Genomic DNA, 24,919 nt, shown 5'->3' with positions numbered 1-24,919 from the left:
TACCCATGTTTAACGTTATGCTGCAAATGGCTCTGTTGATTGTGGCCGGCATCGCCTGGCAGCGATTTGCGCCTGACCATATTTCCGCGACTTCCCATCGCAGAGCACTGACAGACCTGGTGTTTTATATCCTGCTGCCTGCTTTAGTCATCGATGTCCTGTGGCAGGCACCATTGGATGCCGACACATTCAGTATCCAGCTTACAGCCATCACCCGGTTAACCACAGCAGCAGGTTTAATGTGGATAACCTTGCACGTATTCAATCGCTTTAAACCTCTTTCGCGTGCACAAGAAGGTGCATTGATGCTGGCAGCCACGTTTCCTAATGCAACCTATCTAGGGTTACCAGTGACTAGCGAAGTATTGGGTGACTGGGCACAGGAAATGGTACTCAAATTTGACTTGTTCGCCTGCACACCGATTTTATTATCAGTAGGCATGTTGATGGCGCAAGCCTATGGCAACGCAGAACCTCGCTCAAATCCATTCAGAGAACTGCTACGCGTACCGCCATTGTGGGCACTGCTGCTCGCCTGTATCCTCAACCTGGGGCAAGTACCGCAACCTGAAATGATAGGCCATGCCTTACACACACTGGCTGGCGGGGTAGTCCCCCTGATGCTGATTGCACTGGGCATGAGCATCCGTTGGGATACCTTCAAGTTTGCACTTATCCCTAAACTGTTGCCGCTCTGCCTCATCGGCCTAGTGGTTGCCCCCCTCACCGCCATGCTTGTGGCTGAACGCCTGGGGCTTGGCGGGCATACACTGACAGCCGTCACCTTATTAAGCGCCATGCCGACCATGGTATTTGGTGTGATCATCTGCGAGCGCTACCATTTAGATGGTGCGTTGTATGCAGCCGCGGTGTTCTTTACCACACTACTAAGTATGCTCACCCTGCCTGTGTGGTTTCAGCTTCTCTCCCATTAATGGTCATCTGCCGCAGTTAGAACAAATCGCACAATCCCTGGTCAATCTTGTTACGTTATATAACGAGTTTTCAGGCTTTCATCTACTGCTTAATATGTGCCTGAGTCCTTTGTGATTTTTATACGTTTTGGAGGAGTTTTACCGCGATGCCAAAAACTACTTTTAATCATTTTATCGAACGCCCGCCCTCGCCGCCGGAGACTTTGGTCAGGTTACTGGATGAAACTGGCATTACGATCAATGGCAACGCGCCATGGGATGTGCAGGTTTATGATGAAACCGTCTATCGAGATGTGCTGACCCGCGGCACGCTAGGGTTTGGACAGGCGTATATTGAAGGCCGCTGGGATTGCCCCCGCCTGGATGAGTTTTTCACCCGTGTGATGCGCGCGGATATTGATGAAGAACTGGGCGGATGGGGCAAGCTGCAACTGCTGGGCGATATTCTGCGCCATACACTCTTCAACCTGCAGGCACCAAACCGCGCTTTCCAGGTCGCGCAACACCATTACGATATTGGCAACGATGTATTCGAAGCGATGCTGGATTCCAGCATGAGTTACTCGTGCGCTTATTGGGAACATGCGCAGACGCTGGAAGAAGCACAGACGCACAAGCTGGATATGATATGCCGCAAACTGGACTTACAACCCGGAGAACGTGTACTTGAAATTGGCTGTGGCTGGGGCGGCCTTGCCAAACATATGGCACAGCACTACGGCGTAGAAGTGCTCGGCATTACCGTATCAGTAGAACAGCAAACCATTGCCAAAGAACGCTGCGCAGGATTACCTGTCGAGATCCGCTTGCAGGATTACCGAGAGCTGGAAGGGCAATTCGACAAAATTGTTTCCGTAGGTATGTTTGAACACGTAGGCCCGAAAAATTACCCGGTTTATTTTGAAACCGTGCATCGTTTATTAAATGATAACGGGCTGTTTTTGCTGCACACTATTGGCAATCACAAAACTGCGCTGTATACCGATGCCTGGATAGATCGTTATATTTTCCCCAATGGAAAACTGCCTTCCGCCGTCGAAATAAGCAGCGCGATTGAGAAGAAATTCCTGATTGAAGACTGGCATAATTTCGGCCCCGACTATGACCGCACACTGATGGCCTGGTGGGATAAATTCAGCCGAGCCTGGCCTGAATTACAGTTTAAATATGACGAGAGTTTTTACCGCATGTGGAAATACTACCTGATGTGTTGCGCAGGTTATTTCCGTTCGCGGCAGGGTCAACTATGGCAACTGATATTGAGCAAGCGGCAAAGTAACCGTATTTACCGCTCGGTACGTCCCGGCACTACAAGTTGATGTAACCATGGTGCCTCCTCCTGACATATTTAACATGACGACCAGTAAGTAGCACCAGCCGAATTTTTATGTTTAATTTGCATAAAAATCTATATTGATTTATTGTTTTGCAAATTAATATAGAAAATTCAACAAATGCTCGGCTCAAACATCAGAAATTTGCGAAAATCGCAAAATCTAACATTGCAGCAACTGGCTTCCCGCATGGGTACTGATACCAGCAATCTGTCGCGGATAGAGCGCGGCGAAATCGGCATATCTGAAGCATTGTTACGTGCTGCTGCCCAGGCATTAAGCACGACGCCTGGCCGTTTATACGATGCCGATTTAACGCCGAGCAACCTGACCAATACGCCACCGGCTATCCTCTCCAGCGCCAACAGCAAAGACTTTGTACACTGGTTCCGCTCAGCAGCGCCGTATATCCATGCTTTTGGTGGCAGCACCTTTGTCATAGCGTTCGGCGGCGAAGTGGTCAGTGAACAACAGTTCGTTGCGCTATCCCATGATTTGAACCTACTGGCTAGCCTGGAAGTCAGGCTGGTGTTGGTGCATGGCGCACGGCCACAAATTGAGCATAGGTTAAAACGCGATCATCTCATCCCCAAAATGCACAACGGCTTACGTATTACCGACGACACCGCAATGGAAGCGGTGAAAGAAGCCAATGGCACGGTGCGGGTAGAGATCGAATCACTGCTGTCGATGGGCATCAGCAACTCACCCATGGCAGGTAGCGATATCCGCGTCGCCAGCGGTAACTTTGTCACCGCTAAACCATTGGGTGTGCGTGATGGCGTAGACCTGCAACATACCGGCGAAGTACGCAAGATAGATGCAATAGGTATCCAGAAACGGCTGGATGACGGTGAACTGGTGTTGCTTTCCCCTATGGGTTATTCGCCTACCGGAGAAATATTCAACCTGACGCTGGAAGATGTAGCAGTGAGCGCCGCTATCGCACTCGATGCGGAAAAACTGATTTTCCTGATGGGTTCTGAGGGCATACATAACTTGCGCGGCGAATTACTGCGCGAGATGACTTCGGCCAAAGCGAAGAACCTACTGCGCAATGTGCAGGAAAGCGATGAGCCGATCAATTTTTCCGAAGATGTAAATTATTACCTGCCTGCGGCAGTGCGTGCCTGTGAGCATGGTGTTGCCAGAACGCACCTGATTTCACGCCATATTGACGGTGCCATTATCCAGGAGCTGTTTACCCGCAAGGGCATAGGCACCATGATCACCGAGCTACCGCTGGAAACCATGCGTCAGGCCAATATTGATGATGTCGGTGGAATTTTAATGCTGATTGAGCCACTGGAAAATGAAGGCATTCTGGTACGGCGCGGGCGAGAACGGATTGAAATGGAAATCAACTATTTCTACGTAATGGAACACGATAACCGCGTAATTGGTTGTGCCGCCTTGTACCCTTTCCCCGCCGAGAAAATGGTCGAATTCGCCTGCCTGGCGATTGATCCCGCTTATCGCGGTGGTGGACGCGGTGACAAACTGTTTAACTATTGCCAGGAACAGGCAAAAGCCATGGGTAATACAGCGTTGTTTTGCCTGACGACACGCACAGAGCACTGGTTTCTGGAGCGTGGATTTACTGAACAAAGTGTCGATCAACTGCCGCAAGAAAAGCAGCAGCTTTATAATCTGCAGCGGAAATCCAAAGTATTTGTGAAAGTGCTGACCTAGCCGTTACTTTCAAGATAATCTAACTAAAAATGGCTGATGTACGCGTCAGCCATTTTTTTGCCTGCAAATAAACGCTTGCTGTCATTATTTATTACTGAAAAATCTGAACAAAGTCTGCAAAACCATTTCTTATTGAACATCTTCAGTAAAATTCACGCACAGTCATTCACTGTTTAACCCTCAGCAGATAGAATACACATATCCTTAATAGCTAATCCATATGATGAATATTTCAAAAGCCGCCCAAAAGGCGCAAACCCTGTCTGAAGCCCTGCCCTATATCAAACGTTTTTTCGATAAAACCATTGTCATCAAATACGGCGGCAATGCGATGACCGATGAACGCCTGAAAGAGTGTTTCGCGCAAGACGTGGTCTTGTTGAAACTGGTTGGCATGAATCCAGTCGTGGTACATGGCGGTGGTCCGCAGATCAACGAAATGCTGGATAAACTGGGCAAGAAAGGCGAATTTATCCAGGGCATGCGCGTGACTGATGAGGAAACCATGGATGTGGTGGAAATGGTATTGGGTGGCCAGGTCAACAAGGAAATCGTCAACCTGATTAACCGCCACGGCGGCAAAGCGGTAGGCCTGACCGGCCAGGATGGCAACTTTATCCATGCGCAAAAACTGCTGATGGAAGATCTGAAAGACCCGACCAAAATGATCGATGTGGGTCAGGTTGGCGAAATCACTGCAATTGACCCCAGCATTATCACCTTCCTGGATAGCGGTGACTTTATCCCTGTGGTAGCCCCGATTGGTGTTGGTCGGGAGGGTGAAACCTATAACATTAATGCCGATGTAGTGGCCGGCAAACTGGCAGAAATACTCAATGCAGAAAAATTGATTCTATTGACAAATACCCCAGGTGTACTGGACAAAGAAGGCCAATTGCTGACCGGACTGACACCTAGGCAGATTGATGACCTGGTTGCCGATGGCACGTTGAGTGGCGGCATGTTGCCAAAAATCAGCTCTGCGCTGGATGCTGCACGCAGTGGTGTGAAAACAGTGCATATTATTGATGGCCGCGTCGAACATGCCTTATTGCTGGAAGTACTTACAGATGAAGGCGTCGGCACTTTAATTAAAGCCAAATAAGTCCGCTCTCCAATTCATCGTTGATACTGCATTGACCGCTACGCTTTCTCATTGCCGTGCCATGTGCACTGTGTGCGTCAGTCAGTCGCTGCCGCATTGCCTTAAATTCGAACGGGAGCTGGAGTAATTGCCTCTGGTATGGATTTTCGATCTGGACGATACCCTGCATGACGCTTCCGCCCATATCTTCCCGGTAATGAATCAATCCATGACGCGTTACATCATGGATTTACTGACACTGGAAGAACCCGCAGCGCATTTGCTCCGCCAGCATTACTGGCGTATTTATGGCGCGACCTTGAAGGGACTGATGCGTCACCATGGCGTCAATCCCCACCATTTCCTGGCAGAAACACATGCATTTTTAACCGATGATATGGTGCAGGCAACCAAGCAATTACGCCAGTTGCTGCAGCGCCTGCCGGGACGTAAATGTGTATTCACCAATGCCCCGCGTGCCTATGCCATGCAGGTACTCAATGTATTAGGCATCAGTGATTGTTTTACGCTGGTCTTCAGTGTGGAATCTTCACGCTTCCACGCTAAACCTTCGATGCGCGGTTTTCGTATGCTGTTACGCCAGTTGCGTTGTTGTGCGGCTGATTGCACCTTGTTTGAAGATAGCCTGCCGGCCTTAATGACTGCTAAACGACTTGGGATGCGTACAGTATGGATCAGCCACAGATTACATAAACCAAACTTTGTGCAATATAGATTACCGCATGTGTTGGCACTCACTCACAGCGCGCTGAAAAAACAGCCATCATGCATTCCCGCCCTTGGCGAATCCGGTTAAAATAGCCTCAAAATAACAACACGCATGTCGGGACTTGGGAACACATCATGGCCACTATCAACAAAGAAGTAAGAGCAAACCGCAAACAACAAATCCTCGAAACATTGGCAAGCATGCTGCAAACGCCACGTGGTGAAAAAATCACGACTGCTGCACTGGCTGGCAAGCTGGAAGTTTCGGAAGCGGCCTTATACCGCCACTTTGCCAATAAAGCCAAAATGTTCGAAGGCCTGATTGAATTTATCGAAAGCGCGCTTTTTGGCGTGATTAATAAAATCACCAGCGATGAAACTGATGGCCTTAAACAAGTACAACTCATGCTCACGACCATGCTTAAATTTGCCGAACGTAACCCGGGCATGTCTCGCGTGCTGATTGGTGATGCATTGGTCAATGAAGACGAAGTGCTGCAGGCGCGCATCAATCAGTTGATGGATCGCCTGGAGGCCAGTATCAAACAATCGCTGCGTATTGCAGAAGCACAAGGCAACAAAATCACTGACGCCAGCATGGCGGCAAATACCATGATCAGCTTTGTGGTTGGCCGCTGGCACAGTTTTGCGAAGAGCGGTTTTAAACGTAAGCCAAGCGACCAGATTGAACAACATTTGTCACTGCTTATTACTGGCAGTTTGCAATAAGCGTTAATCCATATGTCCCTCAACGGCAGAATGACCCCCTTGTGTCTCCCGACCATGGGCCCAACATAAGGTTGTAGAAAGCTATCCCATTTATTTCAGGACCATGACTACGATATGCTAGCGCACATCTGAATCTCTCCGCGGGCAACAAGTATTTTTATCACCCGGCGCACTGGTGCGTCACCTAAAGCAGGAAACACAATGGAAGCCACCATTTTTGGCATGAATGAAGCCCAGATCACAGAACTGGGCATGACCTACGGTGTTGGCGGACTCATGCTGCTGATGCTGCTGATTGTAGGCAACCTGGCACGCAAATCCAAGGCAGGCAAAACCGGCACCTTTGCACTATTTCTGGCACTCACCCTTGGCCTGGTGGGCTTTATCGCCAAATATGTCATCCAGTATTATTTGAATATCCGCTAAACCTGTTTGGACACTGCTTGCGTGTTACATAGCCATCGGCACTAGCGCTACCTGTCATGCCAAACTATGCATTGAGTGCGTGAATATGTGTCACACCTTTGTGTCATCCAGTTACAAATGTGTTACATTTTAATTTAAGCAATTGCACAAGCAACGCCCGCTGCGACGCAGATTGATTGATGTTCGAGAATGCGCCATTAGCGGAACATGAAACATGACATGGGGGCAGGGTTATGAGCAGAAGCAGAGTAATAGAAGCCGGCAATGTGGGTGTGCAGGTCAGGGTTAAAAAAAACTTACATCCAGCAATGGTGATCGACTGGTTGCATGCAGGGGTAGAAGATACCCACTTGGGAGGATGGGCAAGCTTGTTTTATGGTCTTGCCTTCACCATCACCGGTATACTGATCCATGCTTTTTTTGCTGAAAACTACTGGCTGTTAGCCGGCCTCACCACTGGATTTTTTCTCATTGGCCCGTTTCTGGCGACTGGTCTTTATGACATCAGCCGCCGTATTGCGTTGGGCCAGACACCTTCACTCTTGCCAAGCCTGACCGCCTGGCGCCCCAACCTGGTAAACATTGCCCTGTTCGCTGTTATTCTCCTGGCAGCACTGGTCGCCTGGACGCAATTGTCTTTTATCATTTTTGCCTATTACTTTAACCACCAGTTGCCTACTTTTATCGATATTGTATTTAACGTCCTTTCCTTCAAACAACCGATTTTCACTCTGGTATACTTTTCTGTCGGGGGGATATTTGCAGCGCTGACGTTTGCTATCAGCGTGATTGCCATCCCATTGATGCTGGATAGCAACACCAGTGCCGGAGCTGCCGCATGGGCTAGTTTCCGCGTTTGCTTGCGTAACCCTGGTGTCATGTCTCTTTGGGCATTGTGCATTGTGGTACTGATAGGCGTAGGCTTTGCAACCAGCTTTCTTGGACTGATCGTGACCATGCCGGTAGCAGGCCATGCCAGCTGGCATGTATATCGTGATGTGATCGAGATTCAACCATAATCCATCCCTAAAGCGCCGTAAGTGATGATGGTAGCCATGCACTTTTGTGCATGTCGCTATAACTCCTCTTCCCGCTACCAGCTAGAGAGCCTTCACTGGCAAATCAGGTTAACGCTTTCTTACCTGAATGACATTGCCGGGCTATTGCGAAGTGCATGCCAGTTAGGTACCCTGCATTACATGCAGTGATAAAGATTTTCGCAATGACGACCACTACACCCATTCCCGATAGCGACAGCACCATTTACAAAACCCTGCTGGAATCCACTAAAGCCATTCCCTGGAAGATCGACTGGGCCAGCAAACAGTTTGCCTACATAGGCCCGCAGATTGAGCAGTTGCTTGGCTGGTCGCAGGATAGCTGGAAAACAGTGGAAGACTGGGCCACCCGCATTCATGAAGATGAGCGGGAGCGTATCGTTAATTTTTGCGTGGAACGTTCATTACAGGGTCAGGACCATGAGGCCGATTACCGCGCGCTGACCAAACATGGCGACTATGTCTGGATCAGGGATGTAGTGCATGTGGTACGCACGCCAACAGGTGAACCCGAAGCACTGATAGGTTTTATGTTTGATATCAGCGAGCGTAAAAAAACCGAACAGCAATTGTTGGAACTGCAAAAACAGCTCGAAGAGTACTCATACAAAGACGGCCTGACCGAAGTGGCTAACCGCCGCATGTTTGATACGTTACTGGAACAGGAATGGCTGGAAGCAAAGCGTCATCAGCAGCCCTTGTCACTGATAATGATCGATATTGATTTCTTCAAACAGTACAATGATGTGTACGGTCATCTGCAAGGCGATGAAGTGTTAAAGCGCGTTGCCCGGACGTTGAATAGTGCCGGATTACGTACCAAGGACTTTTTCGCAAGGTTTGGTGGGGAGGAGTTTGCATTGATTCTGCCGGAAACTAACGCAGCCTCGGCAATCAAGATTGCCGAGCGCTGCCGCAACCTGATTTTCAAGGAGCAAATCCCGCATGCCGGTTCAAAAATCAGCCAGATTCTGACAATTAGCCTGGGTGTTTCCAGCACCGTGCCGGTAAGCAACCTTGAACCAAAAGCGTTTGTGGAGTTTGTAGATAGCCTTTTATATCAGGCCAAGAATGCGGGGCGCAACCGCATTCAGCAAGGTAGCAAATAGACTCTACAAAACAGGCTTGCGACTCAGCGCCAGCATCGCTTCAATGGCTTGCGTTCTGGCATCTGCCACGGCTTGTTTAATTTCCGTTGGGGTAGCATAGTTTTTGGCAATGGCACCTGCATCGACCAATAGCGCTGCCTGCAATGCCTTGCGCAGATGCTCGGCATCATCCAGCGGACAATTTTCCAGCCCTAGCCTTCCGCGACTGTCGCACTCGCACGCCAGCAGAAAATCATCGAAGCGCGTGCGCTGACGAAAAGCATCCAGCTCCTCCAAGAAATTCAGCAAAGTGCTGGCTTTCATTTCGCGGGCAGCGTGCAATTTGCCATGGTATTTCGCCACTACCAGCGCCAGGTCCTTGCAATCGTTAGGCACTTTGAGGCGTGCAACTACATCGCGAATCTGGTCCACACTGCGTAACTCGTGGCCGATATGCCGCGGTAATACATCTGCCGGTGTCGTGCCTTTACCCAGATCATGCACTAGCGCAGCAAAACGCACCGGCAAGCTTAAACCTTGCTTGGCGGCATAATCAATCACCATCATGACATGCACGCCGGTATCAACCTCAGGGTGATAAATAGCTGTTTGCGGCACGCCCCACAAGCGAGCCAGTTCGGGAAAAATCACCTGCAAGGCGCCGCAATCAAGCAGCATTTCAAACATTCGGCTGGGCTTTTTTTCCATCAGGCCCTTAGCGATTTCCTGCCATACCCGTTCCGGTACCAGTGCATCTACTTCACCGTCTGCCACCATCTCACGCATCAACGCCATGGTTTCCGGCGCGACGCTAAATTCGGTGAAACGTGCGAGAAAGCGGCCTGCGCGAAGAATACGTACCGGGTCTTCGCTGAACGCTTCAGTGACATGCCTTAAGCGTTTTTCCTGAATATCCTGCTGCCCGTGAAAAGGGTCAACCAGGCGGCCGTCTTCGGCCTGGGCGATGGCATTCATCGTAAAGTCACGTCGTGCGAGATCTTCCTCGAGCGTCACTTCCGGGGCGGCGTAGACACTAAAACCCTTATAGCCCTTGCCTGTTTTACGTTCCGTGCGTGCCAACGCATGTTCCTGATGCGTTTCAGGGTGAAGAAATACCGGGAAATCCTTGCCAACTGCACGATAGCCTGCCGCCAGCATTTGTTCTGGCGTGGCACCTACAACCACATAATCCCTGTCTTTGACCGGAAGACCTAGCAGGCCGTCGCGGACAGCGCCGCCTACCTGATAGATTTGCATATGCAATTATCCATAGAAAAACACGAAGAAATGACGCTGTTAACGCCTGGCGTTAATCACGCGACCTGCCGCTGCACGAAAATCATCATAAGCACCACGCGGATTATTTTCCACCAGGTAGCCGGAGATCACAGCGAACATATCGGTAGGCACTACGCATAGCTCATTCGCCATCGGTTGTTGACAGACATTGTCGACCTGCATGGATTTCACATTGTCGCGCGATAACAACTTGATTGGCAGCAACTGCATAAAACTGCCTTGTAATAGCGACATTTTTGGGCCCAACCCAATAATCCGCCGTTGCACACCGATCGTTTTCATCACAGCTTCCATCACCTGTTGCAAGGTCATGATCGCCGGGCCACCAAGCTCATAAATCCTGCCATAAGTCGCTGACTCATCTAAAGCCGTCACGAAAGCGGTCGCCACATCTTCAACCCAGATCGGCTGAAACTTGGCTTGTGGCATTGCCAGCACCAGTACTGGCACATACTGGATCAGCTTGGCGAATAAATTAATAAAGCTGTCACGCGCGCCAAATATTACTGATGGGCGGAATATGGTCACATGCAATTTTTTGCTGGATTCCATCACAGCCTCATCGCCAGCCGCTTTACTACGCAAATATTCGCTAGGCGCGCTCACTGAAGCCTGCAATGCGCTCATGTGCAGCAATCTGGGGATGCCTAATTCAACACAAAGTTGCGCCACACGACGCGGCAACTGGTGATGCATTTTTTCAAAGCCGTTATCACTGGTCTGGTGCAGAATACCGATCAGGTTGATCACAGCGTGACTACCTGCCAGCTGCGCTTTCAGTGCGGCATGGTCGTTGATATCGCACTCAACCACTTGCACATAGGGTAACAAAATCAGGTGTTTGGCTTTTTCCCTGCGGCGTGTCAACACCTTGACCTGGTACCCTGCCTGGTCCAAGCCGGCTACCACACTGCTCCCTACAAAACCGCTACCGCCCAATACTGTGACTGTCTTCATATCGCTTGTTCCTGATGCATGTTCGTATTAAAGAAAGCTTTGATTAAACTAAATTTAGTCACCAAACTTTTTGCTCAAACAAGGGTGCGCGTAAAATCTAATTATCGCGCCTGACCTCACTTACCTGGTTACTTGCAAGCCGCACTTCATAAAGCTTGCTTAAAGATATTGTACAGAAAAAAGTGTGCCTACTCTTGATCTGTAATTGTGATGGTCGTGATCACGCTTTCAGCATCAGCCACGGCACCACTATTACGCGCCGGAATAGTGCCCAAACGCTTTTTAAGCGTGATGACCGGCAACCCCAGCCTGGGTGCATACATGTGGGCGTTTGCCAGTACTTTTTTTACATAATTGCGTGTTTCGCTGAAGGGAATGGTTTCGGCATAAATCGCGCCCTCCAGTGGCACGTTCGCTGCCCAGCGCCGGGCGCGGCTGGGGCCGGCATTGTAGGCGGCAGTCGCCATCGCTTCCTGGCCGTTGAAGGTATCCAGGGTGTAGCGCATGTAATAGGTACCAAGGTTCACATTGGTATCTATATCGTGCAGCATGGCATCACTATAGCTACTCCAGCCCAGTTTTTTGGCTATCCACTTGGCGGTTGCAGGCATGACCTGCATCAACCCGCCGGCACCGACCGAGGATTTGGCATAGTGCATAAAACGGCTTTCCTGCCGGATAATGCCATATACCCAGGCCTCGTCAATTGCACGCGCTTTTGAAGCTTTTTGCAGGTAATCACGGTAAGGCGTAGGGTAGCGCAATTCAAAATTATGGGTGCGACTGGTTTTATCGGCCGCCAATACCGTCAAATCGTACCAGCCTTTCAGCAAGGCATATTGCGCCGCCACGATACGGGAGGAATCATCCAATCCTTCAAGCAAATACATCCACTCCAGCCTGGCCTCATAGCGTGCATCGGCATCAAACAACGCTTCTATGCGCTTGATGCTGGCCAGGCGTGCAAACTGGCGGACTTCGTCATCGGCAGGCTGGTAGGTTGCCAACGGTTCACCTGCGACCGGCCCCAGCTCTTCAGCCGACAGCCAGCCGTAAAAATGACGTTCCTGGGAAAGTTTTGCCAATAACAAATTAGCTTCCGGTGCCTGGCCCTTGGTTTTCAGCGCACGTGCTTTCCAGTAGCGCCAGGTCTGCTCTTCAGATAAGGCGTTGGGCATGCTATTAATAATCTTCAGCAAAGTATTCCAATCCTGCTCCCGCAATGCGCTACGGGCATACCATTCCCATTGCTCATTATTCAGGATTGCAGGTTCGACTTTGGCAAATGCCCTCACTGCTTCAGGCTCATGTTTTCTGGCGGATTCCAGCGCGATATAAGCTTGTATCAGTTGCCGCTCTTCATTGGACAAAAGCCCGCTGTATTTCTGGTAGCTGGTTTGTGCCAATGCAATATCTGCCTTGGCCTGGCGATGGATGGCGAAGAGATAAAGCGCACGGCCATAAGCTGATTTATCCTGAACATTATTCTTTTTCAAAACCAGGGCAGGGTTTTGTGCCACTTCATCGATCTGCTTCAGCAAAGTAGCATCGGTTTTCCGGCTACGCTTTGCCAATACTTTAGCCAAACCCGGTTTATTGGCAAACAAGGCATTTCGGTAGACAGTGAGCAGTAAGTTCTCGTCCAGCACGCCCACTTGCTGCAAGGCTTCCAGCATTCCCTGGCAGTCGGCAGGTAATTCTTTACCGGACAGCAATAAGGTTTTGCCATCTTCGTAAGCAATCGGGTCATCCAGCGCGATTCCAGCCTGCACCTGGAAGCACTGGTTGCCTGTGTCATTCAAGCTGTAATAGTTGGGAATCTGAGCGCGGATTTCGACAAACTGGTCCCAGAACTGGACGCGTCCCAGGCGTTTTAGCCAAAGTTCGCGCACGCGTTGGGATAACAATGATTCGTTATTTTCCTGTAAAAAAGCCTGCACCTGGTAATAGGATAATTGATCCATGGTAAGGATCATCTGCCAGTATTGCAAATATGGTGCGAGCGGTGACTTGCGTTGCTTAAGGGTCTCCAGCGACTCGGTCAGCAGCGGCAGGTTTTTAGTCTGGTAAGCCTGTTTGGCTTGCAGATAAGTTTCAGTATCGCCAGCGTATGCCGGCGTGGCAAACACAAGCAGGCACGGTACCAACACACAGGCAGCAATCGAAAGGAGATGACGGAATTTAGTCTTCATGAGTCAATAATCACAGGGTCTTACTATGCTCACGTGAGCACTCGCAAGTGCACCTGACTCATCACGTGGATTTAGGGGGTCACAATCAAATTCTGGCCAGGCGACTCAGAAAGAAAAACAGCAACAGGAGTAGCACTACAACGAAGCCGGCTTTCCATACTTTTTTAAGCCATTGCCAGTAGCGCGAGTTACCGGTTTGCCAGCCTAGCAGTGCCAGCACCAGAGTACTTAGCACCAGCACTGCAAATAATATCCGTATCCACCACATAGTCTCGTCTATTCTTGTTAGTTAGGCTTGCTAATCAGGCAGCTGGTAAAAATGGTGCCGGACTAAAGTAGTCACGTTGACGCACAAAACCGACCGGGGCTTGGCTATCTTCAAAGGTACAGTATTCCCAGGCAGTGTCGTCTTTCAACAAGGCACGTAGCAGCTGGTTATTCAAGGCATGCCCGGACTTGAAAGCAGAAAACTGGCCGACGATGGGATAACCCAGGATATACAGATCACCAATGGCATCCAGTACTTTGTGTTTGGCGAACTCGTCGTCGTAGCGCAAACCACCGCCATTCAGTACCTTGTATTCATCGAGCACAATCGCGTTATCGAGACTGCCGCCTTTGGCCAGACCATTCGCGCGCAGGTACTCCACTTCGTGCATAAAACCAAAGGTACGCGCACGACTGATTTCGTCTACATAACTTTGGCTATCGTAATCAATATTCACCGTTTTACCTGAGAATTCAAACACAGGGTGTGCGAAATCAATCGTAAATTCGGCTTTGAAACCATGATGCGGTGTAAATTTTGCCCATTTATCACCATCTTGTACTTCTACCGGTTTCAGGATGCGCACAAATTTCTTCGGCGCTTCCAGTTCGGCTAAGCCGGCCGTTTGCAATAAGTAGATAAACGGCCCCGAGCTGCCATCCATGATGGGCACTTCGGCTGCCGTTAACTCTATCAATACATTATCCACCCCCAGACCGGCGAGGGCGGACATCAAATGCTCCACAGTGGCAACGCGCGCACCTGAAAACTCTAGGGCTGAGCTCAGGCGGGTGTCGTTAACTGCCGTCGGGGTGACCCGCATGGCAGGCGTATCGGGCAAATCGATGCGCTTGAACACTACACCATGATCAGCAGGTGCCGGTTTAAGCGTCAGGGTGACTTTCTCACCGCTGTGCAGCCCTACGCCGGTCGCGCTAATCTGTTGTTTAAGCGTGCGTTGCTTTAACATGGTTTTCTCTTTTATCAGTGATTGACCCTATTATAAGCCAATCCCACTTGCAAACCGACAAGCAATCACTGCCTGAAGGTTAATCAGCCTGCTTACGCAGGAAAGCCGGAATATCATATTCTTCAATACCGGAATTCTTCATGGCTTCAACCTGTGCACGACGGCTGTTGCTGGTAAATACTGCCGGCTCATCTTCCTCAACTGTATTCTGGAAAATAGGCTGGTTAGTAGTACCGTCACGCAGTGTAGTCGTCGTCATGACTTTTAACTCAGGTTTCGCCTGACGCTTGCCGATGGAGCCGTTCAAGCCGGTGGCAACCATGGTCACACGCAGGTTATCAGCCATTTCTTCGTCAATCACGTTACCGATAATCACGGTCGCATCTTCTGCCGTGAATTCTTTGATAGTGTTCATCACATCATAGTATTCACGCATTTTGAAGCTGCTGCTGGCGGTAATATTGACCAATACACCACGTGCATTGGCCAGGTTAACATCTTCCAGCAACGGGCTGGCTACTGCTTGTTCAGCCGCGATACGGGCACGGTTAGGGCCAGTTGCTTCAGCGGAACCCATCATTGCCATACCCATTTCAGACATCACGGTGCGTACGTCAGCAAAGTCAACGTTCACGGTACCCGGGCAGTTGATGATTTCGGCAATACCGGACACCGCATTTTGCAACACGTCATTAGCTGCACGATACGCTTCCATCACGGTTACATCTTCACCCAACACATCCATCAGCTTTTCGTTAGGGATAACAATCAGAGAGTCAACGTACTGGGAAAGTTCTTCCAAACCCTCTTGTGCAACTTTTGCACGCTTGCCTTCGAAAGCAAACGGCTTGGTCACCACAGCAACAGTCAGGATGCCCATTTCACGTGCGACTTCTGCAATGATAGGGGCCGCGCCGGTACCGGTACCGCCACCCATCCCTGCAGTGATAAACAGCATGTCTGCGCCATCAATGGTTTCCGCGATGCTGTCACGGTCTTCCAGTGCGGCTTCACGTCCGATTTCCGGCTTGGCACCAGCACCCAGACCCTTGGTGATATCGGCACCAATTTGCAGTACCACTTTGGCATTGCTCTTTTTCAAAGCCTGCATATCCGTATTAGCGCAAATAAACTCTACGCCCGGCACCATCTTGGTCATCATGTGCTCAACGGCGTTACCACCGCAACCACCCACACCAATTACCTTGATCACTGCACCTTCGTTCTCTTTGTCAAAAATTTCAATCATCATTCACTCTCCATTTGCCTAACTTTTTAAGGATTGGGTTGCCCCGCACACTCGCCCTAAACACAGTTAAAAATTACCCAAAAACTAGAAATTACCTGTAAACCAACTTTTCATTCTCTCAAGCAACCTGCCCACCGAGCCAGACTGCAGATTCCCCACCATTTGCTTTTCCACCTGCTGCTTAGCCATCAGCAACAGGCCAATACCGGTGGCATAGCGAGGATTACCCACCACCTCAGATAAACCTTCCACATAGCGCGGGATACCGAGGCGCACCGGTGTGTGGAAAATCTCTTCTCCCAGCTCCACCATGCCGCGCATTTGTGCAGCGCCACCAGTAATCACAATCCCGGAAGCGATCATGGATTCCATACCACTGCGGCGCAGTTCCTGCTGTACAAACTCGTAAATCTCTTCGACGCGGTCTTCAATCACCTCAGTCAATGCCTGGCATGACAATTGACGCGGCTCACGGCCATCAACCGCCTGTACTTCAACCACTTCACGCGGGTCCGCCAATTGACGCAAGGCACAGCCATGCTTGACCTTGATTTCTTCCGCTGACTGCGTGGGAGTACGCAAGGCCACCGCGATGTCATTGGTAATCTGGTCTCCGGCAATTGGGATGACAGCCGTATGACGAATCGCCCCATTCTTGAACACCGCAATATCGGTAGTCCCGCCACCGATATCCACCAGACAAACGCCCAGTTCCTTTTCATCTTCAGTCAGCACTGATTCACTGGAAGCCAGTGGTTGCAGAATCAGGTCGCTGACTTCCAGGCCGCAGCGCTTGATACACTTGACGATATTCTGTGCCGCCGCAATCGCACCGGTCACGATATGCACACGCACTTCTAGGCGGATGCCGCTCATACCCAATGGCTCGCGCACGTCTTCCTGGCCATCGATAATAAATTCCTGGGTCAGGATATGCAGAATCTGCTGATCCGCTGGCAAGGCAATCGCACGGGCAGTATCGACCACGCGGTCAATATCGCTTTGCGAAACTTCGCTTTCCTTGATTTTCACCATGCCGTGTGAGTTCAGGCTTTTGATATGGCTGCCGGCAATCCCTGAATACACGGTGTTGATTTTGCAGTCAGCCATCAGCTCGACTTCTTCAATTGCGCGCTGAATCGCCTGCATGGTGGAGTCGATATTCACCACCACGCCTTTTTTCAGGCCGCGTGAAGCATGCTGACCAACGCCAATCACCTTCAAGGTGCCTTCTGGCAAAATCTCGGCCGCGATGGCCACGATCTTGGAGGTGCCGATATCCAGGCCCACGATTAAATTTTTATCTTCTCTTGCTCTACTCATTTCATTTCCTTGCACATCTTGCTTCAGGCAATTTCTTATCAGGCTCCGTTGCGCGGCATACGCAACGCAAAGCCATTTGGATAGCGTAAATCTGCATACCGCCAGTCACTTTCAGCGATCGCCGGCTGCTGGGTGTAGGCTGCTACAAATTGTTGTAACCTTTGTTTAGCTGCTTCACGTCCGAGCATCATTTGCCGTTTATCAGCGGTCTTGATCTCCCAGGCGCGTCGTGACGACAAGCTCAATTGCTGAATCTGCAATGAGGTCACTGACAATGTCTGCGCAAAACTGGCATAACCTTGCGCGAGTTCTTTCACCGCATCACCCGGGCCATAGAACACCGGCAATTGCTCATCAGAGGCTGCCTGGAATAATTCACCATGTCGGTTCACCAATGCCACCCCACCCCAGCGGCCAATGGCCTGATGCTCTTCAATCTGCACCACAATGGTGTCAGGCCATTGGCGACGGACACTGACCTTGCGCGCCCATGGCAGCTTCTCGAACGCGGTGCGGGTGCGTTGCAGATCCAGTGTGTAAAAATTACCTTTTAAATATTTGCTGACAATCAGTTGAATCTGCTCGTGATTGACATGATCCAGATTGCCTTCAACCTGCACATGCTTGACCGGGAAGATAGGCAGATGCAACACCACAAACAATAAGGCGTATAGCATCAGCACCACTGCCAGTGAAAACAGCAGATTGGCAGTCCAGTTCAGCAATGTCGGTCTATGCCACATCGTCTATGCGTTCCCGTTTGAGGCCTTCAATGTTTGCTGCAAAATGTTTATGACCAGTGCATCAAAATCCAGCCCAGCCGCTTTGGCTGCCATCGGCACCAGGCTGTGGTCTGTCATGCCGGGGCTGGTATTTACTTCAAGGAAATAATGTTTTCCCGCCTCATCCATCAAAAAGTCCACGCGGCCCCAGCCACTGCAACCCAGCACCCTGAACGCCTGCAAAGCTTCTGCCTGGATCTGTTGTTCCTGTGCGGCAGACAAGCCACTCGGGCAACGGTATTCGGTATCGTCACGCAGGTACTTGGCTTCGTAATCGTAGTATTCGTTTTTCGGCACAATCCTTATCACCGGCAACGCGGTATCGCCGAGGATGCCGACGGTGTACTCACCACCACCAACAAACTGTTCGGCAATCACCAGGGGATCAGAGGCTTTAGCCAGGGTATAAGCCGCAGCCAGTTCGGCAGCCTGCTTGACCTTGCTCACGCCTATGCTTGAACCTTCGTTGGCAGGTTTCACAAAGACGGGCAATCCCAGCGTCGCGACGACTTCCTCGGTAGTTGTCGATTCATCCATCAGCACAAAATCAGGGGTTACTACACCAGCAGCTGTCCACAGTAATTTGGTACGCCATTTATCCATACCGAGCGCAGATGCCATGACGCCGCTGCCTGTATAAGGGATGTCCATCAGTTCCAATGCGCCCTGTATGGTGCCGTCTTCACCAAAGCGGCCGTGCAAGGCGATAAAGGCGCGGTCATACCCTTTCAAGGCAGACAATTCTTGCGTGGCCGGATCGAATGCATGCGCATCGACACCCTGACGCTGTAAGGCGGCCAACACCGCAGAGCCGCTTTTCAGCGACACTTCACGCTCGCCAGAACGTCCACCGAATAACACGGCTACCTTGCCAAATTTTTGCTGTGCTGCACTCATGCTTTTAAAACGCTTTCCCCAATGACTTTCACTTCCTGTATCAATTCCACGCCCTGCTTTTCATGCACGGTGGTTTTGACACGCTCTATCAATGCTTCAATATCTGCTGCGCTCGCATTGCCCAAATTCACGATGAAATTGGCATGCTTTTCTGAAACCTGTGCACCACCAATGATGGCGCCTTTCAAGCCAGATACTTCAATCAAGCGTGCCGCAAAGTCGCCTTCCGGATTGCGGAAAGTGGATCCTGCGCTCGGCATATTTAGCGGCTGACTCGCCAGGCGTTTTGCCAGCAACTGTTTGATCTGTTCGGCAGAAGTTTTGCCATCGCCTTGCGGGATAGCAAACCAGCCGCCCAGAAACCATTCATCTGCCACCGGGTGTGTTACGTGGCGATAGGCCGGCGTATAGTCAGCACGATTTCGCACTTGTACCGCGCCACTGCGATGTATGGCTTTTACCTGATCTACCCATTGCCAGGTTTCGCCACCATAACAACCGGCGTTCATCGCCAGCGCACCGCCAACCGTTCCGGGGATACCCGCCATAAATTCGGCACCAGCGCGATTGTGGCTGGCAGCAAAACGTGCCAGCTTGGCGCAGGTAACACCGGCATCGGCATACACCCGTTCGCCTTGCATTTCAAGTTGCTGCAAGGCCTGATGCATGACCACTACCGTGCCACGCACACCACCATCCCGCACCAGCAGGTTGCTGCCCAAGCCAATAAAGGTCAGCGGCTCATCCGCCGGCAACTGTTGCAGGAATTGCTGCAGGTGCTCGACATTATCGGCCAGCACCAGCTGGTCAGCCTCGCCACCCACGCGCCAGCTGGTGTAACGAGTAAGCGGTTCGTGCTGCAGCACTTTTAATCCTGTTGCGCTCATCGCGTCGCCAGCTCCCGCGTTTTGGCCGCGACGTTACCGATATTGCCAGCGCCCATCACAACCACCACATCTCCCGCCTGCACGCTATCCAATATGGTGGCCGGCAACTCATCTGTGGTTTCCACAAATCTTGGTTCTACCTTGCCGTTCACACGGATTGCACGGATCAGGCTGCGGGTGTCAGCCGCGACAATCGGCGCTTCGCCAGCCGAATACACTTCTGTCAGCAACAGCGCATCAACAGTTGACAATACCTTGACGAAATCCTCGAAGCAGTCGCGGGTGCGGGTATAGCGATGCGGCTGGAAAGCCAACACCAGGCGACGCTCCGGAAACGCACCACGTGCGGCAGCTATTACAGCCTGCATTTCAACCGGGTGGTGACCGTAATCATCAATCAGAGTCGCATGACCATCGGCAACCGGGATTTCGCCATAGCGCTCAAACCTGCGGCCTACGCCCCTGAACTCGGCCAGTGCTTTCAGGATGGCCGCATCCGGCACATTCAATTCTGTCGCAATCGCAATCGCCGCCAGTGCATTCAACACATAGTGATGCCCTGGCAGATTGAGGGTGACTTCATTGCGTACCGTCGTGCCGTTTTTCCGGATCAGCGTGAAATGCATTTTGCCGCCATCAGCGACGATGTTTTCAGCACGGATACTGGCATCTTCATGCGTGCCATAAGTAGTCACCGGACGTGTCACGCGCGGCAGGATTTCACGCACATTGGCATCGTCAATGCACATCACGGCCATGCCCCAGAATGGGATTTGCTGCAAAAATTCAACAAACGCCGTTTTCAGCTTGTCGAAGCTATGCTCATAGGTATCCATGTGGTCCTGGTCAATATTAGTGACCACAGCAAGCACCGGATTCAGGTGCAGGAAGGACGCATCAGATTCATCTGCCTCAACCACTATCCATTCACCCGTACCCAGTTTGGCGTTGGCACTGGCTGCTTCCAGCTTGCCGCCAATGACAAAGGTCGGGTCCATGTCTGCTTCAGCCAGAATGCTGGCAATCAGGCTGGTGGTCGTGGTTTTGCCATGCGTACCTGCCACGGCAATGCCCTGCTTGAAGCGCATTAATTCGGCAAGCATCAGTGCACGTGGAATCACCGCGACCTTGCGTGCGCGGGCCGCGATAATTTCCGGGTTCTCTTCGTTAATTGCACTGGATACCACCACTACATCGGCATCACCCAAATGTTCGGTCGCATGCCCCTGGTACACTTTGGCGCCAAAGCCTTGCAAGCGTTTAGTAGTCGCATTGCTGGCCAGGTCTGAGCCGCTGATCTCAAAGCCAAGGTTGAGCAATACCTCGGCAATCCCGCTCATGCCAGAACCGCCTATGCCGACAAAATGAATTTTTTTGACTTTATGTTTCATGCTGCTCGTTGTTTCTCATTTGTATTTGCTGTTGCCAGCTGCTGGCAAATTTCTGCCACTTGTTGTGTGGCTTGTGGCCGTGCCAGGGCACGTGCCTTTTGCGCCATCACCAGACAGATATTACGGTCCAGCGCTTGCAAGGTATTCGCCAGCTGACTCACATCCAGATCTCTTTGCTGGATCAGTAGCGCGGCGCCTGCCTGCTGCAGATAGGCTGCATTGATAGTTTGGTGGTCATCCACCGCAAACGGGAATGGCACCAGAATGCTGGCAGCCCCTACATTCGCCAGCTCGGCAATCGTTAATGCCCCGGCACGGCAAATTACCAGGTCAGCCCAGGCATACACCTCAGCCATATCCTGGATAAATGCGCGGCAATCAGCTGCAACGCCGGCTTCTGCATAGGCTTTTTTCAGTGCTTCAATATGTTTTTCACCCGCCTGATGAATAATCTGTGGCCGCGTATTGTGCGGCAATTGGGCAAAGGCTTTTGGCAACAACGTATTCAATGCCGCGGCCCCCAGACTGCCGCCCACAACCAGTACGCGCAACACACCATGATGATCTGCAAAACGCAATTCTGGCACCTGCAAGGTGGTAATCTCTTCACGTACAGGATTACCAACCGTTTCGCCTTTTTTACCCAGTGCATTGGGAAAACCGGTCAATACACGGTTTGCAATGCTTGCTAATACCTTGTTGGTCAATCCGGCGACAGAATTTTGCTCATGAATCACCAGCGGAATGCCTGCCATTTTCGCCATCACGCCGCCAGGGAATGCCGCAAAACCACCCATGCCCAACACCACATCGGGTTGATGCTGGCTTATCGCGCTTTTAGCCTGTGCAAATGCGCGTGACAACTTCAACGGTAAAGTCAGCCAGCCTTGCAGACCTTTGCCACGCACCCCTTGCATGGTCATCATGGCTTTTTCATAAGGCTTGCCGGCAATCAGACGATTTTCCATACCGCCTTCAGTCGCCAGCCATACGATCTTCCAGCCTTGCGCGTGCAAAGCATCAGCCACTGCAATTGCAGGATAGACATGCCCCCCAGTGCCTCCAGCCATCACCATCAATGTGTACTGGCGGCTCATGTTTGCAGCCCTTTCTGCAAACGCCTGTTCTCAAAATCGATGCGTAACAGCACAGATAAGGCAATGCAGTTAGCCAGGATGCCGCTACCGCCATAAGACAGTAGTGGCAGCGTCAAGCCTTTAGTTGGCAGTAAACCCATGTTCACGCCCATATTGATAAAACCTTGCACACCCATCCAGACGCCGATCCCCTGTGCCAGCAATGCAGCGTAATAACGCTCATTTGCTACCGCTTCCTTGGCGATACTGAATGCGCGGATCACCAGCCATGCAAATAGCAGTACGACCACCATCACACCGACATAACCGAGCTCTTCCGCTACCACTGCCAGCAGGAAATCGGTATGTGCTTCCGGCAGGTACAATAATTTTTCAACGCTGCCGCCCAGGCCTACCCCCCAGAATTCACCCCGGCCAAAAGCAATCAACGCGTGCGACAGCTGGTAACCGGTATCAAACGGGTCATCAAAAGGATTCAGGAAACCTTTCATACGCTCCAGGCGGTAAGGTTCCATCACGACTAATCCCACCACCGCCAGCGGCAGTGCGCCTAGCATGGCAAGAAATATTTTGATATGCACGCCACCCAGCCACATGATGGAAAACGCAATCGACGCGGTCACCGCAAATGCGCCGAAATCCGGTTCGCGTAACAGCAGCACGCCGACGAATACCATCACACCCAGCATAGGCAAAAAGCCTTTGGTAAAACTGTGCATATTGCTGGCCTTGCGGATCGCATAATCAGAGGCATACATGGCAATAAACAGCTTCATTAATTCCGAAGGTTGCAGGTTCATGACCAGCAATGAGATCCAGCGGCGGCTGCCGTTGACCACTTTGCCGATACCGGGAATCAACACCAGCACCAGCAACACAATGCCGAACACGAACAGATAAGGCGACATTTTCTGCCACCAGGCCATAGGCACCTGGAATACAACGACGGCGGCTACTAGCCCCACAGCCACATACAAGGCCTGGCGCATCAGGAAATAGGTGCTGTTGTGCCCAAACATCTTGCTTGCATCGGCGTAAGCGATTGAGGCGGAATAGACCATCACCATGCCGAATGCCAGTAATGACAGCACTACCCAAACCAGCGACAAGTCGTAACTGGGCGAGTTGTAGCGCTCACGCGTCATCATTAGCGGACCAAGCATGCGTCCTCCATGGCTTTGACCGCCTCAACAAATACCTGCGCTCTATGCTCATAATTCCTGAACATATCAAAACTGGCGCAGGCAGGTGACAGCAATACCGCGTCACCGGGTTCCGCCAGCGTTTTTGCGATATGCACGGCAGCGGTCAGGTCGACTGCATCCACTACCGGCACTTGAATATCTTGCAAAACCTGCTGAATTTTTGGCCCGTCCCGCCCGATCAGTACGACTGCCCTGGCATGCTGGATAACGGCATCCCGCAACGGGCTGAAATCCTGGCCTTTGCCATCGCCACCCGCGATTAACACCACTTTTTGTGGTTTACCCTGTTTGAGCATGCCGCTGATCGCCGCCGTAGTCGCACCCACGTTAGTGCCTTTGGAGTCATCGTAAAAATCGACGTCTTCAATACTGGCAACCCATTCCACACGGTGTGGCAAACCTGTGAATGACTGCACGGTATGCAGGATGGATACTTTATCTATGCCTATCGCCTGCGTTAATGCAATCGCTGCCAGCGCATTGGCAATATTGTGCTTGCCACGGATATGCAGGCTATCGGCCTCAATGTAGTGACGATGACCGGCGCACAACCAGCCCAGATCATTCAAGCCATAATCATTGATGGTTGGTGCAGGGTTCACCCCGAATGAAACCTGTGGTAACTGGCCAGCCAATGCGGCACTGGCAGGATCATCACGGTTCACAATCGCGATACGGGCATGCTGGTAAATACGCGCCTTGGATTGTGCATAATCTTCCATGCCGGAATATCTATCCATATGATCTTCGGACAGGTTCAAAATGGTCGCTGCGTCTATCTGTAATTGTTGTGTCGCTTCCAGCTGAAAACTGGAAAGCTCAAGCACATACACATCTGGCGCTGTCATTTGCAACGTATCCAGCACTGGCACACCGATGTTGCCAGCCACAATGGTGTTCAGGCCTGCCTGTTTGCAGATTTCACCGACCAGGGTAGTCACCGTGGTTTTACCGTTAGACCCTGTGATGCCAATCACCTTGGCGTACGGGGCTCGGAAACGCGCAAACAACTCAATATCGCCAATTACGTTCTTGCCTTGCGCAATCAGCTGTTGCAACACGGGCTCTTTCAGTGACACGCCTGGGCTGGTCACTATGGTATCCATGCCGGATAACAGGGCAGCATTAAAAGGCCCCAGATGGCATTCCACATCAGGAAATTCTTCCAGCAAACGGTCCTGTCCGGGTGGATGTAAACGTGAGTCGAACATCACCACTTCTGCACCCATTTGACGCAGCCAGCGCAAAGCAGAGAAGCCGGTGTCACCCAGTCCTATTACCCCTACGCGCTGTTGTTCAAATTGTTTTTTCATTGTCTCTACGCTCG

At 51.1% G+C, this 24,919-nt stretch carries 23 protein-coding genes; 9 read left to right on the top strand and 14 right to left on the bottom strand.

Annotated elements, in window-relative coordinates; genetic code table 11:
• Nucleotides 1-5 precede the first annotated feature (5 nt).
• From ASG24_RS07760 to ASG24_RS07720, 9 genes are all read left to right on the top strand, one after another.
• Nucleotides 6-935, top strand: coding sequence for an AEC family transporter (locus ASG24_RS07760; RefSeq protein WP_055869828.1), 930 nt, complete (start codon nucleotides 6-8; stop codon nucleotides 933-935).
• Nucleotides 936-1,081: 146 nt separating this feature from the next.
• Nucleotides 1,082-2,254 carry a cyclopropane fatty acyl phospholipid synthase gene (cfa, locus tag ASG24_RS07755; RefSeq protein ID WP_055828157.1) on the top strand — a complete coding sequence of 391 codons (1,173 nt, stop codon included), beginning with the start codon at nucleotides 1,082-1,084 and terminating at the stop codon, nucleotides 2,252-2,254.
• 135 nt (nucleotides 2,255-2,389) lie between these two features.
• The gene (argA, locus tag ASG24_RS07750; RefSeq protein WP_055828159.1) at nucleotides 2,390-3,961 is read left to right on the top strand and encodes an amino-acid N-acetyltransferase; all 1,572 of its coding nucleotides are present in this window, start codon (nucleotides 2,390-2,392) and stop codon (nucleotides 3,959-3,961) included.
• A gap of 220 nt (nucleotides 3,962-4,181) precedes the next feature.
• On the top strand, nucleotides 4,182-5,066 hold the full coding sequence (argB, locus tag ASG24_RS07745; protein ID WP_055828162.1) for an acetylglutamate kinase: 885 nt from the start codon (nucleotides 4,182-4,184) through the stop codon (nucleotides 5,064-5,066).
• Nucleotides 5,067-5,193: 127 nt separating this feature from the next.
• Nucleotides 5,194-5,862, top strand: coding sequence for a pyrimidine 5'-nucleotidase (locus tag ASG24_RS07740; protein WP_055869825.1), 669 nt, complete (start codon nucleotides 5,194-5,196; stop codon nucleotides 5,860-5,862).
• Between the two features lie 47 nt (nucleotides 5,863-5,909).
• Nucleotides 5,910-6,503 carry a nucleoid occlusion factor SlmA gene (gene slmA, locus ASG24_RS07735; RefSeq protein ID WP_055869821.1) on the top strand — a complete coding sequence of 198 codons (594 nt, stop codon included), beginning with the start codon at nucleotides 5,910-5,912 and terminating at the stop codon, nucleotides 6,501-6,503.
• Between the two features lie 201 nt (nucleotides 6,504-6,704).
• A complete protein-coding gene (locus tag ASG24_RS07730) occupies nucleotides 6,705-6,929 on the top strand; it encodes a DUF2788 domain-containing protein (protein ID WP_055828171.1) in 225 nt (74 codons plus the stop codon).
• Between the two features lie 233 nt (nucleotides 6,930-7,162).
• A complete protein-coding gene (locus tag ASG24_RS07725; protein WP_055828174.1) occupies nucleotides 7,163-7,948 on the top strand; it encodes a DUF2189 domain-containing protein in 786 nt (261 codons plus the stop codon).
• 203 nt (nucleotides 7,949-8,151) lie between these two features.
• Nucleotides 8,152-9,096 carry a sensor domain-containing diguanylate cyclase gene (locus ASG24_RS07720; RefSeq protein ID WP_055828177.1) on the top strand — a complete coding sequence of 315 codons (945 nt, stop codon included), beginning with the start codon at nucleotides 8,152-8,154 and terminating at the stop codon, nucleotides 9,094-9,096.
• A 3-nt stretch (nucleotides 9,097-9,099) separates the two neighbouring features.
• Here the strand turns inward: ASG24_RS07720 and ASG24_RS07715 are convergent, their stop codons facing one another.
• The 14 genes from ASG24_RS07715 to murD all read right to left on the bottom strand — a co-directional run bounded on the left by ASG24_RS07715 (nucleotide 9,100) and on the right by murD (nucleotide 24,905).
• Nucleotides 9,100-10,332: a multifunctional CCA addition/repair protein gene (locus ASG24_RS07715; protein WP_055828180.1), complete on the bottom strand. Its 1,233-nt coding sequence runs from the start codon at nucleotides 10,330-10,332 to the stop codon at nucleotides 9,100-9,102.
• Between the two features lie 39 nt (nucleotides 10,333-10,371).
• Entirely contained in the window at nucleotides 10,372-11,331 is a 960-nt protein-coding gene (locus ASG24_RS07710; RefSeq protein WP_055869819.1) for a complex I NDUFA9 subunit family protein, read from the bottom strand.
• A 188-nt stretch (nucleotides 11,332-11,519) separates the two neighbouring features.
• A complete protein-coding gene (locus ASG24_RS07705) occupies nucleotides 11,520-13,523 on the bottom strand; it encodes a transglycosylase SLT domain-containing protein (RefSeq protein ID WP_082488029.1) in 2,004 nt (667 codons plus the stop codon).
• Nucleotides 13,524-13,608: 85 nt separating this feature from the next.
• On the bottom strand, nucleotides 13,609-13,791 hold the full coding sequence (locus tag ASG24_RS07700) for a hypothetical protein (RefSeq protein ID WP_055869816.1): 183 nt from the start codon (nucleotides 13,789-13,791) through the stop codon (nucleotides 13,609-13,611).
• Nucleotides 13,792-13,825: 34 nt separating this feature from the next.
• Nucleotides 13,826-14,761 (bottom strand): UDP-3-O-acyl-N-acetylglucosamine deacetylase, encoded by a 936-nt coding sequence (gene lpxC / locus ASG24_RS07695; RefSeq protein WP_055869814.1) that lies wholly within the window; start codon nucleotides 14,759-14,761, stop codon nucleotides 13,826-13,828.
• Between the two features lie 79 nt (nucleotides 14,762-14,840).
• Nucleotides 14,841-16,010, bottom strand: a complete 1,170-nt coding sequence (gene ftsZ, locus ASG24_RS07690; RefSeq protein ID WP_055829113.1) for a cell division protein FtsZ — start codon at nucleotides 16,008-16,010, stop codon at nucleotides 14,841-14,843.
• A gap of 84 nt (nucleotides 16,011-16,094) precedes the next feature.
• Nucleotides 16,095-17,333 (bottom strand): cell division protein FtsA, encoded by a 1,239-nt coding sequence (gene ftsA, locus ASG24_RS07685; RefSeq protein WP_055828192.1) that lies wholly within the window; start codon nucleotides 17,331-17,333, stop codon nucleotides 16,095-16,097.
• A gap of 38 nt (nucleotides 17,334-17,371) precedes the next feature.
• Nucleotides 17,372-18,076, bottom strand: coding sequence for a cell division protein FtsQ/DivIB (locus tag ASG24_RS07680; RefSeq protein ID WP_055828194.1), 705 nt, complete (start codon nucleotides 18,074-18,076; stop codon nucleotides 17,372-17,374).
• Between the two features lie 3 nt (nucleotides 18,077-18,079).
• Complete coding sequence (locus ASG24_RS07675) at nucleotides 18,080-19,012, bottom strand: D-alanine--D-alanine ligase (protein WP_055869811.1); 933 nt, start codon at nucleotides 19,010-19,012, stop codon at nucleotides 18,080-18,082.
• The gene (gene murB, locus ASG24_RS07670; RefSeq protein ID WP_055869809.1) at nucleotides 19,009-19,899 is read right to left on the bottom strand and encodes a UDP-N-acetylmuramate dehydrogenase; all 891 of its coding nucleotides are present in this window, start codon (nucleotides 19,897-19,899) and stop codon (nucleotides 19,009-19,011) included. Before murB ends, ASG24_RS07675 begins: the two co-directional genes overlap by 4 nt.
• Complete coding sequence (murC, locus tag ASG24_RS07665; protein WP_055869806.1) at nucleotides 19,896-21,290, bottom strand: UDP-N-acetylmuramate--L-alanine ligase; 1,395 nt, start codon at nucleotides 21,288-21,290, stop codon at nucleotides 19,896-19,898. Before murC ends, murB begins: the two co-directional genes overlap by 4 nt.
• Nucleotides 21,287-22,387 (bottom strand): undecaprenyldiphospho-muramoylpentapeptide beta-N-acetylglucosaminyltransferase, encoded by a 1,101-nt coding sequence (gene murG / locus ASG24_RS07660; RefSeq protein ID WP_055869803.1) that lies wholly within the window; start codon nucleotides 22,385-22,387, stop codon nucleotides 21,287-21,289. Before murG ends, murC begins: the two co-directional genes overlap by 4 nt.
• On the bottom strand, nucleotides 22,384-23,550 hold the full coding sequence (ftsW, locus tag ASG24_RS07655) for a putative lipid II flippase FtsW (RefSeq protein ID WP_055869800.1): 1,167 nt from the start codon (nucleotides 23,548-23,550) through the stop codon (nucleotides 22,384-22,386). Before ftsW ends, murG begins: the two co-directional genes overlap by 4 nt.
• On the bottom strand, nucleotides 23,535-24,905 hold the full coding sequence (gene murD / locus ASG24_RS07650) for a UDP-N-acetylmuramoyl-L-alanine--D-glutamate ligase (protein WP_055869797.1): 1,371 nt from the start codon (nucleotides 24,903-24,905) through the stop codon (nucleotides 23,535-23,537). The genes ftsW and murD overlap by 16 nt, the downstream gene beginning before the upstream one ends.
• Nucleotides 24,906-24,919 lie beyond the last annotated feature (14 nt).

It is taken from the genome of Methylophilus sp. Leaf414, assembly GCF_001425425.1.
Lineage (GTDB): Bacteria > Pseudomonadota > Gammaproteobacteria > Burkholderiales > Methylophilaceae > Methylophilus.
This window is presented reverse-complemented; position numbering and strand designations above follow the sequence as displayed.